This is a genomic window from Pelagicoccus albus, from assembly GCF_014230145.1.
GTDB lineage: Bacteria > Verrucomicrobiota > Verrucomicrobiia > Opitutales > Opitutaceae > Pelagicoccus > Pelagicoccus albus.
The window spans coordinates 405,774-420,165 of the sequence record NZ_JACHVC010000012.1; the positions used below are offsets into that span (position 1 = coordinate 405,774).

9 protein-coding genes are annotated in these 14,392 nt (G+C 55.3%); 7 read left to right on the forward strand and 2 right to left on the reverse strand.

Annotated elements, in window-relative coordinates:
- Nucleotides 1-49: 49 nt before the first annotated feature.
- Together H5P27_RS11430 and H5P27_RS11435 are read right to left on the reverse strand one after the other, a co-directional pair.
- Nucleotides 50-469, reverse strand: a complete 420-nt coding sequence (locus tag H5P27_RS11430) for a hypothetical protein (RefSeq protein WP_185660522.1) — start codon at nt 467-469, stop codon at nt 50-52.
- Nucleotides 470-491: 22 nt separating this feature from the next.
- Entirely contained in the window at nt 492-1,013 is a 522-nt protein-coding gene (locus H5P27_RS11435) for a glycine cleavage system transcriptional repressor (RefSeq protein ID WP_185660523.1), read from the reverse strand.
- Nucleotides 1,014-1,103: 90 nt separating this feature from the next.
- Between H5P27_RS11435 and H5P27_RS11440 the strand changes: the two genes are divergently transcribed.
- The 7 genes from H5P27_RS11440 to H5P27_RS11470 all read left to right on the forward strand — a co-directional run bounded on the left by H5P27_RS11440 (nt 1,104) and on the right by H5P27_RS11470 (nt 14,296).
- Nucleotides 1,104-2,213, forward strand: coding sequence for an ABC transporter ATP-binding protein (locus tag H5P27_RS11440; RefSeq protein ID WP_221774687.1), 1,110 nt, complete (start codon nt 1,104-1,106; stop codon nt 2,211-2,213).
- A gap of 2 nt (nt 2,214-2,215) precedes the next feature.
- Nucleotides 2,216-2,977: an ABC transporter permease gene (locus H5P27_RS11445; protein WP_185660524.1), complete on the forward strand. Its 762-nt coding sequence runs from the start codon at nt 2,216-2,218 to the stop codon at nt 2,975-2,977.
- A gap of 27 nt (nt 2,978-3,004) precedes the next feature.
- Nucleotides 3,005-4,489 carry a GldG family protein gene (locus tag H5P27_RS11450; RefSeq protein WP_185660525.1) on the forward strand — a complete coding sequence of 495 codons (1,485 nt, stop codon included), beginning with the start codon at nt 3,005-3,007 and terminating at the stop codon, nt 4,487-4,489.
- Nucleotides 4,490-4,539: 50 nt separating this feature from the next.
- The gene (locus H5P27_RS11455) at nt 4,540-6,507 is read left to right on the forward strand and encodes a DUF4340 domain-containing protein (protein ID WP_185660526.1); all 1,968 of its coding nucleotides are present in this window, start codon (nt 4,540-4,542) and stop codon (nt 6,505-6,507) included.
- Between the two features lie 4 nt (nt 6,508-6,511).
- Nucleotides 6,512-9,289: an AsmA-like C-terminal region-containing protein gene (locus H5P27_RS11460; RefSeq protein WP_185660527.1), complete on the forward strand. Its 2,778-nt coding sequence runs from the start codon at nt 6,512-6,514 to the stop codon at nt 9,287-9,289.
- Between the two features lie 575 nt (nt 9,290-9,864).
- Nucleotides 9,865-10,950 (forward strand): ribonucleotide-diphosphate reductase subunit beta, encoded by a 1,086-nt coding sequence (locus H5P27_RS11465; RefSeq protein WP_185660528.1) that lies wholly within the window; start codon nt 9,865-9,867, stop codon nt 10,948-10,950.
- A gap of 151 nt (nt 10,951-11,101) precedes the next feature.
- Nucleotides 11,102-14,296: a ribonucleoside-diphosphate reductase subunit alpha gene (locus H5P27_RS11470; RefSeq protein ID WP_185660529.1), complete on the forward strand. Its 3,195-nt coding sequence runs from the start codon at nt 11,102-11,104 to the stop codon at nt 14,294-14,296.
- Nucleotides 14,297-14,392 lie beyond the last annotated feature (96 nt).

Genomic DNA, 14,392 nt, shown 5'->3' on the forward strand with positions numbered 1-14,392 from the left:
AAAGGCCTCCAAGGAATCGAATCAGCTAAATCAGGGGATGAACAAGGCCCTACTCGGACTCCTCGTCTTCTTTGAGATAGCTCATCTCAACAGCCACGACCTCTTTGGGCACGTTCCGCATGAAAACTCGCATGAACAACTCGTCCCCGCCATTGTAGGCTGTATCGAAATCCTTGCGACGCACAGTGTAGCTCTTTTCCCAGACCACCTCTTCTGCTTCGTCGTATCCTTCAAATTCCACTTTGGAAACCGGGGCGATCATACGCTTCGACTTTACCCTCATACGGCAAGTGAGTAGCCAGCCATCGTCTTTCTTGTGGAAAGCCTCCCCCTCGAAAAACGCCTTTTCGCTGTCGGCGATCTCGAAGGACCAGACAGGCGCTTCTTGGGCTCGCACTCCCGCGATGCTGATTATTACTGCTCCGAGAGCCACCCAACGTAGCCCAAACCTCAAAATCGTATCCCTCATAGTTTTCCTCATTTCAGCCAAATTAATCGGACTCGAAACTGACATCGACCATCAGGTCGGCAGCTATCAGCTCCAAGTCGCTACGCAATTCAGACACATCGCAATCCTCGGGGATGCAAACGCGAGCCGTCACCTCGAAAATCGCTTCACCGGACATTGGGGCGCTCCGGCACTCTGAAGACAAATCTTCCACGTTCACTCCACGGCGAGTGAAGGCGTTCGCAATGTGGCTAACGATACCCGGACGGTCATTGCCCACGATTTCGATCGTAGCGACCTCGTGGCAAGCGCCGCCAGACGAGCCATCCGCATCCTTCAGCACGATGCTCATTCCCTTCTCTTCCAACTGTCGCAAAGCGTCCAGAAGCTCATCGCGCCGTCCTTCTGCCGCTCCGATCCGCAAAACCCCGGCGAATTGCCCGCCTAGATTGCACATCCGGCTCTCCAGCCAATTCCCGCCGGCCGCTTTCACGGTCGAGGCGATCAGTTCCACCAGACCCGTCCGATCCGGACCGATCACCGACATAACGATAGGGGTTTCCATAACGCTCGGCAGCCTAGCTAAGAGTCCTAGCCAAACAATCCAAATCCCTGTTTCCGAGGCCTTAACAGGTCAAAAACACAATCTAAGAGATTGCGACGGGATAAAAGCGCGTCTTTCAATGTCACACTTCGACACAACACGAACCTTGTCACCGCATTGGACTCCCCACAGCACACCATCGAAGTTGAACAACTCCACAAACGTTTCGGCAAAGTTGAAGCCGTGAACGGAATCAGCTTCCAAGTCGAAAAAGGACAGATCGTTGGATTTCTGGGTCCCAATGGAGCCGGCAAATCCACCACCATGCGCATTCTCACCGGCTACAATCGGGCTAGCTCCGGAGTGGCCAAAATTTGCGGGGTGCCTGTGACGGAAGACCCGCATTTCATAAAACGGCGAATCGGCTACATGCCGGAAAACAATCCCCTCCCCCTCGACCTCCGCGTTCGCGAATACCTGAAGTATCGGGCCAAAGTGAAGGAGATCCCCTTCTCCGAGCGTCGCCGCGCCATCGAAAACGCCTTGGAAGCCTGCGACCTTTTGAGAGCCCAAGACCGTATCATCGGAAAACTTTCCAAGGGCTATCGGCAACGGGTCGGCATCGCAGATGCCATCCTAGCCAACCCTGACGTGATCATCATGGACGAGCCGACCATCGGGCTCGATCCGCACCAAGTGGTCATGATCCGCGATCTGATCGCCTCCCTTCGCGGACGCATGACCGTGATCATCTCCTCCCACATCCTTCCGGAGATCGAGATGACCTGCGACCAGATCATCATCATCAATCACGGAAAAATCGTGGGCAAAGGCTCTCCGGAGGAGTTGCGAGAAACCTTCATCGGACACACCACCTACGAGGTCGAAATCCACGGAACCATCGACAAGCTGGAACAGGCCCTCGCCTCCATCGCCCCGGAATTGGAAATTGAACGGACTTCCGAACGGGATGCGGACGGATTCGCCACTGTGGAAATCCAAATCAAAGGCCCGCAAGACTACAGAGAGCAGCTTTTCCAGACCTTGTCCGCCCATCCGGACTTACGACCTCGCTCCCTGCGAAGCAAGAAGGCTCCCCTCGAGGATGTCTTTCTTGCCGCGACCCGACGCAGCTGGGACGAAGTGGACGAAGAGCTCGTCGACACGCAAACGGTACCAGCCAGCGAACCTAGCATCCAGCACCCAGCACCCAAAAACTAGCTTTGAGACACTACCTTACGCTCCTTCGAAACGAGATCTGGCGCCTCCTAATCAGCCCCAGCAGCTACATCGCGGGCTTTCTGTTCCTGCTGGTCATGGGCTTCCTCTTCCAGTGGATGCTACGCCTCTATACCTCGGATCCCCAAGACGAGACGCCTAGTGTCCTCTTCTTCCGCATGTTTTTCATCCCGGTATTTTTCATGGTCCCTCTGCTGACCATGCGCTCGGTAGCGGAGGAGCGTCGCTCCGGAACAATCGAAACGCTCCTCACGACCCCCGTGACCATAACGGAAATCGTGCTGGCGAAATTCACAGCCAGCTACCTCTACTACTGCTCCCTCTGGCTCATAACCGCCTCCTTCCACTTTATCTTTTTTGCCTACGCCCAAAGAGATACGCCCCTGGACCCCTATCCGCTCCTGGGCGGCTATGGATACATTTTCTTAAGCGGCACCCTCTTTCTCTCGCTGGGCATCTTCGCGAGCTCTTTGACCAAAAGCCAATTGGTAGCTGGGATTCTTGGGTTCACGCTCGTCTTCGGATTCATCGTGATCGGCAGCAACATCGAAGACCTCTCCGTGCTCGCCAGCGGACAAACTCGCTGGATTCGACAATTCGCGGACCACACCGACGCCCTCCAGCACATGGGCGACTTTTCTTCCGGCATCATCGATACCCGAGCCATCGTGCTCTATCTGAGCAGCGCCTCTACCTTCCTATTTCTCAGCGTACTCGCCATAGAGTACCGAGACGGCACCTCCTAGACGAGAAGAGCAGTTACCGATTCCCACATGAGTCAATTGGACCAATCCAACCTCAAACGATACACCGATCGCTTCCAAGCCATCGTACAGATCGTACTCGTTCTGCTGATACTGGTAGCCGTGAACTACATCGGCATGCGCACCTATCAGCGCATCGACATGACCGAGAGCAACCTGTACTCGCTTTCCCCTGAAACGAAGGCCTACCTCGCCCAGCTTCAGCAGCCGATAGAAGTCTACGTAACCATTTCCGAAGAATCCAAAGTGGCCACCTCGGACCAGATGGCAACTCAGATAGACGTCTATAAAGACGTTACCAATCTCCTCCGCGAATACGAGTACGCTACCCGCAACCAAGGCGAGAACAGCATCACGGTAGAAAACCTAAATATCTACAGCGAAACCAGCCGAGCCAAGAAGCTAGGCATCGAATCTCCCGAAGTCATCGTCTTCAAGTCCGGCGACCGCAAGCGGCTTGTAAGTATCAGCGAGCTCTATCGGGTTCGCGATTCCGAGATGCGTGAGTTCATAGGAGAAAACGTATTCACCCGCTCCATACTTGAAATCGTCGAGACTTCAGAACCAACCCTTTACTTCACCTCAGGACACGGTGAACTTTCCGCCTCCGACGTTTCCGCGGCCACCGGAGCCTCGGCTTTGTTCAATCAACTGAAAGCTCGCAACTTCGAAGCGAAATCGATCGATTTGAGCAACGTCGAAAGCGTACCGGAAGATGCCGCCCTTGTCGTGATTGCCGCTCCGCAAACCCGTTTTCTCCCCCAAGAAAAGCTTCTCTTGGAAAACTATCTCAACAAGCGAGCCGGACGGGTGCTGGCTTTCTTAGAAACTGGACAAGAGCATGGGCTGGAAGAACTTTTCTTAGACTGGGGTATCCTATCCGAGGATACGCTCGTGGTCGAGCCGGACCCTAACTACATCATAAACGGCGGAGACCTCATGATCCGACGTTTCTCGCAACATCCAGTCACCTTAAGTCTATACGAACAGGGTATTCCGGTTATTACCGATCGTGCTTCATCGGTGCGGGAAGATCCCTGGCGTCCGGTGGATGATTCACTGATCGTAACCGAGCTTCTGGCCACTTCCGACAAAAGCTGGGCCGACCACAACTACCGCAATATCAGTCGGCCCACTTTCGACGACACCTTGGACCTCGCTGGGCCCATCACCATTGGAGCAATCGCGGAGCGGCAAGTTGACTCCTCTCTCGGCATCACTTTGCCGGGCGGAAAGCTCACTGTATTTGGAACTTCCAACTTCATATCCAACCAAAGGATACAAGCTTCCGGAAACCTGTACCTAGCGCTCAACGCTATCAACTACTCGGTAGATCGACACACCCGCTTAAACATTCCTCCTAGACCAATCGAAAAAGTGAAGCTCGACCTAAGCATCGAGCAGCTTCACCTAGCCCGCTACCTTATTTGGTTCGGCCCGCCAGCCATCATCGGACTTTTCGGCCTGCTCGTCTACCTCACTAGACGCAACTGAGCCCCCTCTGGAAGCCAACTTTACCGAATCACTCTACACCCTTTCCAGCCGTGCGCCTTAAAATTACGCTAACACTACTCGCCATCCTCCTCGGCTTGCTGACTTATATTTTCTACATCGATAGCCGTAGCGAGTCGGGAGATGCAGACGAACAAAAAGCCAGTGTACTGGGAGACCTCGCCATCGGACTGGATTACCTCAGTATCGAAAACAACAATACCGGGCAAAAGATCACTCTCGAACGCGATGGAAATCGCTGGATGCTAAAAGAGCCCTACCTTTGGCCTGCCAACGAATTCGCAGTGCAAAGCATTCTCACAGAACTTCGCTTCCTGGAGAGGATCTCTAGTTTTGAGACCAATGTTTTTTCCAACTCCGGCGTCTCGCTTCCGGACTACGGACTAAGCCCTTCCCAGTTCGCTATCCAGATCGGACGTGGCGAACAGCGCTCCACGCTGCACATCGGCAAGCCCACCGAGATCGGAAACAATCTCTACATCCTCTCCATAGACAAGAGCCACGTGCACGTGGTTAACCGCTCGCTGCTCGACGCCATTTCAATCAACCTCGACACTCTTCGCTCCAACCGCCTGTTCGACATCGCCGTCTTCGAGGCGACCTCCTGGAATATTCAGGTGCGCGAGCCAAACCGTGATCTGCGAGCTTGGTTTTCTCGCAATGGCGACAACTGGGTATTCGAAACGCCTATACGGGCCCGTGCTGATTCAGAAGCGGTCAATGTTCTCCTGAACCGTTGCCTCAGCTTGGAGGCGGATTCCATCGTCGCCCCTGCCCCCACCAACCTTTCCCCTTACGGCCTGCAAAATCCAGTCTACCGGATCGCGATCGAATCGGATCAGAGCCGCGAAGTTTTGGAGATCGGAGAAAAAATCTCCCCCGACTCCGAGTTCCGTTACGCCAAACGGGAAAGCCGCCCTTCAGTCTTCCAGCTTCGTATCGACTTCCTCGACATCCTTGCCAACGCCCAAACCAGACTCCGCGAACGTCGTATTTTCGAATTGGATGTAACTGCGGCCAGCACCGCCACCATCGAGCGTCGCGACCAACCGCCTCTCACCTTGCAAAAGCTGGAAGACGGCACTTGGGAGCTCGTGGTTAGGGACGAGAGCCAAGGTATCCAAACTTTAAGCGGCGACTCGAAATCGATCAACCGCCTCTTGAAGTGGCTAGACGAATTGAAGGCCGTTCCAGACACCGGGTTCGTCAACGACGCCCCATCCGACCCGCAGAAGGAAGTCTACGGCGTCGAAGTGCCCGAGTATTCAATCACTGTATACTCCAACCGCATCTATGGTCAGGACAATCCTCTGCCGGAGTTGAAGTCCGAGACGCTTCTCATCGGGGAACGAACTCCCGAAGATCGGACCGAAAGCTACGTCATGATCGAGGGAAGAAATTTCATCTACGCGACCTACAACGAAATCTTCGATCAGATCGACAACAACCCGTCACGCTTCAAAGACCGAACCGTGATCTCGCTGCCGGCCGCATCCCGAATCTCGAAAATCGCTATCGAACGCCTTTTGGATAATAGCATCGTTCTTGAGCAGGAGATCGCCCCTGACAGCGATCCAGAAAGCGGCCCCGCAAAGTTGGCTGGCATCGTATCCAACCTGAAAGTGGAGGAATACCTGACCGATGGCTTTACGCGAACCGTTCCCATCGCCGGACGCGACACGCCTTGGGCCTACCAACTCATCGCGACTGTTAGTTCTGAGGATGCAGACGAATCGATCACTCAGCAGATCGAAATCTTCGTTTCCGAAACCACCGGCGGCCCCTTGCTCTATGGAGGCATAGCTCGCTCTAATCAGGGATTCAGATTCGGTATCGATTTCATAGATACCTTCTCGAAACTCGTTTTCGACCGAGTTCCACGGGAAAAGCCGGAAGACCCTTTCAGCTCAAAACCTCTCCCAGAGACGACCGATAGCGAGCCAATCCCCGAACCCCCTCTGGAAGACGTAGTCGACGCCCCACCTGCCCCCGCTGAATAGGGCTATGAGCAAGTCCCGCAAGAGCCCGACTCGCTTCCTTTGGAAATCGACCTGCCACACCTGCCAGGCGGTATTCCAGTGGTGCTACTCGGCTTTTGTTTTGCTCCTCATTGCCGCAACGGCCTTTGCCGCCTACGTGGCGACTCTCGATGCCATACCCGTACCGGAGTTCCTGATACGGGAGATTCGTGGCCAGCTGCAAAAAGAGGGTATTCGCCTGAACATGGAGGCCATAAGCTTCCAACCCAACGGGAGAATCGTGGTGGAGCAGCCGGAATTCTATTCGCAAGAGCTGGGCTCCACCATTGTTTCAGCTGAAAGGCTGGTTGCTAGGCTGAAGCTAAGGCACCTCTTATTCGGAGGAATCGCCTTGGACGAGATCAAACTGTCCTCCGGGAAATTCATCATCCCGGCCATGCTCACTCCTACCGGCGAGCCATCCACTGCCATTAGCTCTATAAACCTAGATGCGACTTTGCGGGCAGATCGCTGGAGCGTCCACTATGCAAACCTCGCTCTGGGCGACTTGAAACTTTCCATCGCCGGCCGACTGGACAGTGAGCTCATCCGGGTCCCCGCCCCGAAACCGGACGCCCCAAAGTTCTCCTTGGCAAACTTGGTTCTCAAAGTCGCCCCCCAAGTCGCCAAAATCCAAAAGGAGCTGGATCGCTTCGAATCTCCCTTTTGCATCGTCGACCTCTATATAGATAAGAAGCAACAAGCCGCTCGCATCTACGCGGGCTCAAGCTTGGCTCGGGTCAATCCTCAGGTATCCGTTAAAGACCTCGTCTTACACGGCGACTACTCTCAAAGAAACGGCATATCCGTAGTCCTGGAAGCCCGTAAGCTCCAACTGCCAAGCCAGATCTCCGCTAGAACTGCTAGAGTCAGCGGCGAGTGGGATTTGCCCCTGCAAATCGCAAATCCATTCCCACGCGGCATTCGTTCCGCTTTGGCTGGAATTTCCTACCAAGGTGTTACCCTGCCTTCCGTTGTGGTGGAAGGCGCCCTCGACCAAGCCTCGTACCAAGCCGAGATTTCCCTCGCCTTGCCGGATTCCCCAGTCGTTGCTCGCTTCACTCGAAATAAGGACTCGGGCCAAACCGATTTCGATATCCGCGGCCAACTGGATTCGGCCACCATCGATTTTCTTGCTCCGCTCGCTCAAACGTTGGCCAAACTGAATCTGCCCGCCATGGCCACCGTCGAGGGAGGCATCGACTTTCACGCGCAGGGCGGTGTCGACGCTCAGTTCAAGCCCACAGGCATCTCCGCCTTCGCCCAAGCTGGTCCCACCTCTATTCTCGGAGCCGACATCGACTTCGCCCAAACGGAAGCGAGTCTCGTTGGTCCGCAGATCGACGTCAGTTCCATCAAGATCAGATCGGGCAAACAGGGCGGCGAGATAAGAATCGGCTACAACCTAGAGACCTTGTTTCGCCGCATCATGGTGGAGGGCTCTCTCGACCCAACCATGATCAACGGCTGGTTCAAGCCGTGGTGGTCTGCCATGTGGGACGGCATGACCTTTCCGGAAGAAGGCATGATGACCTACCTGGACTCGCAAGCGACCTTCAAGAAGCCGGACACCGTCTTCGTCACCGGTACTGGCTACACCAAGGGCATGGACCTGCGTGGCATGAAACTAGACGAACTCCGTACCCGCATCTTCTCGCGTTTCCACTACGTCGACCTTTACGATATGGAGCTTTCCACCGCAGCGGGAGAGCAAGCCCAAGGCGAGATCCAGTTCCATATGGATCGGGACATTCGCGACGACAAAGACAAGCTAACCGGGATCTGGATCGAAGCCGTTTCGACTCTAGACGTGAAGAAGGCTCCCGACATCCTCTGGGAAATCTCCGAAGACGCAGCCGATATCTTAGAGCCCTACTGCTACGATTTGCCACCGCTCATCGAAGCGCGTTCCGCCTCCATTAGAAGACAGGACGAGTATATCAACGATATCGACCTAGACCTTCAGACTCAGACAGGCTTCACCTTTTACGGTTTTCCTTTCGAATCTCTGGATGCGTTTGTCCACATCGACGACGACATCATCGACATCCCCTTCGCCGAAGCCGATTTGGGCGGGGGCAAAGTCAACGTAACTGCCTTCATCATCGGAGACGTCCTAGACCTCGACGCTCGTATGGATCAGGTGGGCTTCGGCGAGGCCCTCAACGCCAGCAACACCTACTTCGCCAACGACGGCAGCGAAACCGCCCAAGCCATGGATCCCGAGCGTCTCCTCTCTTTCGGTGGCAAGCTGGATGCCAACTTCCTCGGAGCCGGCATCGTAGGGGACTCCCTCTCCTTTGAAGGCGACGGAAAGTTCGATATCAAGGAGGCTGATTTCGGTTCATTCCGACTATTCGGCCTTTTGTCCATGGCCTTGGAAATTACTCCGCTACGCTTCACCACCTTGAAGTTCACCAAAGCCTCCTCTCCCTACACCGTGGACAAGGACCAGGTCATCTTCACAGATTCGAAGCTAGAGGGAGGCGGAGCCGCAATCGAAACGGAAGGCATCTATAATATAGAGACCGACGCCCTGAACTTTTCAGCCAAACTCTTCCCATTTCGCAACAGCAAGGTGCCCATCCTCACCCCGCTTATCAACCTGCCCCTCAACGTCTTCTCAAACGTCTTCGAAGTCTCTGTCACCGGCACCTTCGACGAACCTGAGCTCCGTCTCTTCAACCCGAGCACCAAGGAAGAGATCGACGTCAGCACGCCCGCCGACACTCGCAATAGCCGCCCCGCCCCCGCGCGCAGATAGGAGAAACGGGCCTCGCCCGCCGTTACAGGCTCATACGCGATGGTTATCTAAAATGTAAAACGCGCCTTCCAAAAAATGGCGGTTCGGAGCGCTTTTTGGCGGCTAATAGGCACGATAGGGCCGCCTAATCGGCAAGATCGCCGACTCCGCTAGTATCCAGAGCTTAGCGTTACCAAATTTTTACGGAATTCACCCTAAAAAATCCGTGCCAATTCCCCCTTTTTTCAGGGTAAAAAACGGGTCAATCAATCGTCACAAATCGGCGCCAAAGCTAAGTCCCTGATTCGCAGTTTCTTATTCTTTTTCAGGGCCCGACACGAGTGTTTCCAACGGTAAATCAAGCCCAAAAAAATAATTTTACCGCGTTGACGGTGCCGAAATACTCCCAATATCTTGTGGTCCATCGAGGAAAAACCACTGTATATTGTGGTTAATATGAGGTGGATAAGTCCGAATAACTCCCGCTCGCCAGAGCGTAAGAGCCGTGTTCCTTTCACCAACCCTCGGAATCCGTTTCCATAACGTAAGCCAATCCATTCAAGCCAAAACTGTCTCTACTTAGCTCGTAACCAACCATGCAAAAAACCTACACCGTCGGTTCTAAATCTTTCGTCCTCGATCAGGCCAAGGCAGAAGAAGCCTTTAAAGCCAAAAAGATCATCAATGGTCGCGAAACGATGACCTTCAATCTCCTGCCTTTGAAGTACAACTGGGCCTACGAGATCTACAAGACCATGAAGGCGAACCACTGGGAGCCGGAAGATATCAACATGAACAAGGATATCGAGCAGTGGAAGGACGAGAGCCAGGTCAACGACATCGAGCGCTGGATCATTCGCATGGGCATTGGCTACTTCTCCGCCGCGGAAGGCATCGTGGGTGACAACATTATCCACGTCGTTCGCGAGCTGGTTACCGCTCCTGAGCTCAAGCTGGTGCTCGGCCGTCACGCCCACGAGGAAAACGTACACGCCGACTCCCTTCTCTACATGATCTCCTCTCTCGGCATCAACCCGCACGAGTGCGAGGCCATGTTCGAGGATATCGACAGCATCGTTAAGAAGAACGAGTTCGTCACCCGCCACTCCCACTCCCTCCGCAACGACATCGACCTCACCGTCACCGAAAACAAGCAAAAGTTCGCCAAGAACATCTTCCTCTTCGGCCAATGTATGGAAGGCACCCAGTTCTACGGAATGTTCGGCATGATTCTCTCCCTCTACCGCCAGAACAAGTTCCGCGGCATAGGAGAAATGTTCCGCTACACCCTACGCGACGAGTCCAACCACATCGAACTCCTCCGCAACCTCTTCATGGACCTCATCGAAGAAAATCCAGACGTCTGGACCGACGAGTATAAGGCCGAGCTCCGCGGAGCCATGTCCGAAGCGATCGCCCTCGAAAAGGACTTCATCGCCGACTGCCTGCCTGTCGATTCCATCGGCCTGCGCAAAGAAGACTTTCTTCAGTACATCGACTACATTGCGGACCGTCGCCTAGAAGGCTGCGGACTCGATCCCCTCAACCCCGGCGTCACCAACCCGCTACCATGGCTCGCCGAGATGATGGACATCAAGAAGGAGCAAAACTTCTTCGAAGGCCGTGTAACCGAGTACCAGAAAGCCTCGTCACTCGAAATCGAGTCCGACGACGACCTCTAGGGTCTCCGAGGCAGCGAGCGTCCCCATAAAGGCCGTTCGCTCCACCCTCGCAGACTCCGCCAATGGTTTTTTCAGCCGCGGCCCACCAGCCGCGTTAACCCCTCCCCACCCATACTTCGCTTCAGCAACTCTAGCACTTCGCGCCGCCACCATGATAAATCCAAATCTTCAGGAAGACTTAGCTCTTAAACGTCTCATCACCGCTTCCCGTGAAAAATCTCACGGTTTCAATTGGCAGGCCGGCCTCGCCGACCAGGACAGTCAACGCACCTCCATCAACGTCGTGACCCACGAGGGCGAATCCACCTTCGACCTCTCCAAGATCGTCGACACCATCGGCAACGCCCTTGCCAACGTCCTTCTTTCCAAGAACCAGACCGATGTGTATAATGACGCCAATCGCAGCTGGGTTTGCTCCGTAGCTCGCCAAGTCGTCGACAAGCTAGAGTCCAAGTCGGCTGAAACTCTCGAAGCCCGTGTTGGTCTCGGGGAACTGTACGACGTCATCGAAAACACTCTCGTAGACAACAACGCCTACGACGTCGCCAAATCCATGCTCATCAACCGTCAGCGCCAGCTCGTCGCCGACAAAAACATAGGGCTAAAAAACGTGCGCCTCATCCGTCGTGACCGAAAAGTAGTGCCTTGGAAGCAAGAGAAGATCGAAATCGCCGTACGCCGCGCTTTCCTCTCCCTCGAGCAAAATTCCGACCCCGCTGTGGAAGTCGCCGCAGCAGTGACCGAGCGAGTCCAAAAATACGCCCACGCCTTCATCGAAATCGAAGAAGTTCAGGACATCGTCCAGGAAGAGCTCATGCGCCAAGGTCACTTCAAGGTGGCCGCCCACTACGTTCTCTACCGCGAGCAACGCCGGGCCATGCGCGAGCAGGAAGCCCTTCAGATGGCCAACGACACCGAGCAAGACTCCATGGTCGTGGTCAAAAAGGCCGACGGCACCACCTACTTCTGGGATGGCATCGACCTGAAGAAACGTATCGAGTTTGCCTCCATCGGCCTCGATCTCTGCCTCTCCGCTGACGAAATCGAATCCGAGCTCCGCCGCTCCGTCTTCGACGAGATCTCCGAAGCCGATCTCGAGAAGACCATCACCCTCAACGCTCGTACCCTCATCGAGCAAGACGCCGACTTCGCCAAGTTCGCCGCCCGCATCAAGCTCTCCTACATGTACCAGGAGACCCTTGGTTGGGACATCGTCCGCGACGGTATCGCCGCCATCAAGACCTTCCACCAAAAGAAGTTCAAGGAGTACGTCCGCCACGGCATCCTGATCGGCCGCCTCAATCCGGACCTCAAGGACTACCAGATCGACAAGCTCGCTCGCACTCTCGATCCCTCCGCCGACCTCGATTTCGACTACCTGGGAATTCAGACCCTTTACGATCGCTACCTCATCATCGACAAGACCAACCCGAAGAAGCAGCGTCGTATCGAGACGCCACAGTTCTTCTGGATGCGTGTCGCTATGGGACTCTTCATCCAAGAAGAGGACAAAGATGAGAAGGCCAAGACCCTCTACCGCCTCTACAAGTCACGCCGCTTCTGCAGCTCCACTCCGACTCTCTTCAACTCCGGCACCAAGCACAGCCAGCTCTCCAGCTGCTACTTGTACTACGTCGAAGACTCCATCGAAGGCATCATGCAACGCGGCATCGCCGACAACGCCTACCTCTCCAAGTGGGCAGGCGGCCTAGGCGGATCTTGGACCGCGGTTCGCGGCACCGGCTCCTACATCGGCGGAACCAACGGCGAATCCCAGGGCATCATCCCCTTCCTCAAGCTGCACAACGACCAGCTCATCGCGGTTAACCAAGGCGGTAAGCGTCGCGGCTCTGGCTGCGCCTATCTCGAAACTTGGCACAACGACCTCTACGACTTCCTAGAGCTTCGTAAGAACACCGGAGACGACCGTCGCCGTTGCCACGACATGAATACTGCCAACTGGGTACCCGACCTCTTCATGAAGCGTATGGAAGCCCGCCAGTCCTGGTCCTTCTTCCGCTCCTCCGAAGTACCCGACCTGCACGACGCCTACGGAGCGGACTTCGAAGCCAAGTACATCGCCTACGAAGCGAAGGCAGCCAAGGGCGAAATCTGGACCAAGGAAGTTCCCGCTATCGAAGTCTGGAAGCGCATGCTCTCCATGATCTTCGAGACCGGCCACCCATGGATCACCTTCAAGGACCCTTGCAACGTCCGCTCCCCGCAAGACCACTGCGGCGTCGTACACAGCTCCAATCTCTGTACCGAGATCACCCTCAACACTTCCCAAGAGGAAACCGCAGTCTGCAACCTCGGCTCCATCGTGCTCGACCAGCACTTGGACAAGGACGGCAACATCGACCACAAGAAGCTACGCGAAACCGTTAAGACCGCCATCCGAGCGCTCGACAACGTTATCGACATCAACTTCTACCCTACCGAAGCGGCCCGTCTCTCCAACTCCCGCCACCGCCCTATCGGCCTCGGCATCATGGGACTGCAGAACTGCCTCTACCAGCGCGACACGCCTTTCGCCTCGCAGGAAGCAGTCGAATTCAACGACGAGATCATGGAAGCTGTGGCCTACTACGCCATCGAAGCCTCCTCCGACCTCGCCGCCGAGCGCGGCACCTACCAGAGTTACAAAGGCTCCAAGTGGGATCGTGGCCTCCTCCCGCAAGACACCGTTGACCTGCTCGAGCAAGAGCGCGGGACCGAAGTCGACGTCCCACGCGGCGGCAAGATGGATTGGACTCCCGTCCGCAAGAAGATCGCCAAGCAAGGCATGCGCAACTCCAACGTCATGGCCATCGCACCGACCGCCACCATCTCGAATATCACCGGCACCAGCCCATGTATCGAGCCTGGCTACAAGAACCTCTTCGTTAAGAGCAACCTCTCCGGCGAGTTCATCATCCTCAACCAGCACCTCGTTCGCGACCTCAAGGACCGCGGACTCTGGGACCGCGAGATGCGCGACAACCTCAAGTACTTCGACGGCGAGCTCGACGAGATCGAAAACATCCCTGAAGACCTCAAGCAGAAGTACAAGACCGCCTTCTCCATCGACTACTCATGGTTGGTACTCGCAGCAGCCCGCCGCCAGAAGTGGATCGACCAAAGCCAGTCGGTGAACCTCTTCCTCGCTAGCCCGGACATGAAGACCCTGTCTCACATGTACCGCGCCGCTTGGAGACACGGCCTCAAGACCACCTACTACCTCCGCACCCTCGGCGCCTCGAATATCGAGAAAGCCACGGTCGGAGCAAAAAAGGAACTCCGAGGCATCGTCGGCAAAAAGCCCACCGGCCCCGCCGAACCCGAGGTCTGCGAAAGCTGCCAATAAGGTAGCATCCTTCGTCCCGATCGCCACCTAACTAACTGAGCTTTCAAGGCCCTGCACAAATATACAGTGCAGGGCCTTTTATAATTCACATAGGAC

What these genes read in the sequence shown, in the direction of transcription:
- H5P27_RS11465 (WP_185660528.1), top strand. Translation starts at nt 9,865, where the DNA reads ATGCAAAAAACCTACACCGTCGGTTCTAAATCTTTCGTCCTCGATCAG.
- H5P27_RS11470 (WP_185660529.1), top strand. Translation starts at nt 11,102, where the DNA reads ATGATAAATCCAAATCTTCAGGAAGACTTAGCTCTTAAACGTCTCATC.
- H5P27_RS11430 (WP_185660522.1), bottom strand. Translation starts at nt 469, where the DNA reads ATGAGGGATACGATTTTGAGGTTTGGGCTACGTTGGGTGGCTCTCGGA.
- H5P27_RS11460 (WP_185660527.1), top strand. Translation starts at nt 6,512, where the DNA reads ATGAGCAAGTCCCGCAAGAGCCCGACTCGCTTCCTTTGGAAATCGACC.
- H5P27_RS11435 (WP_185660523.1), bottom strand. Translation starts at nt 1,013, where the DNA reads ATGGAAACCCCTATCGTTATGTCGGTGATCGGTCCGGATCGGACGGGT.
- H5P27_RS11450 (WP_185660525.1), top strand. Translation starts at nt 3,005, where the DNA reads ATGAGTCAATTGGACCAATCCAACCTCAAACGATACACCGATCGCTTC.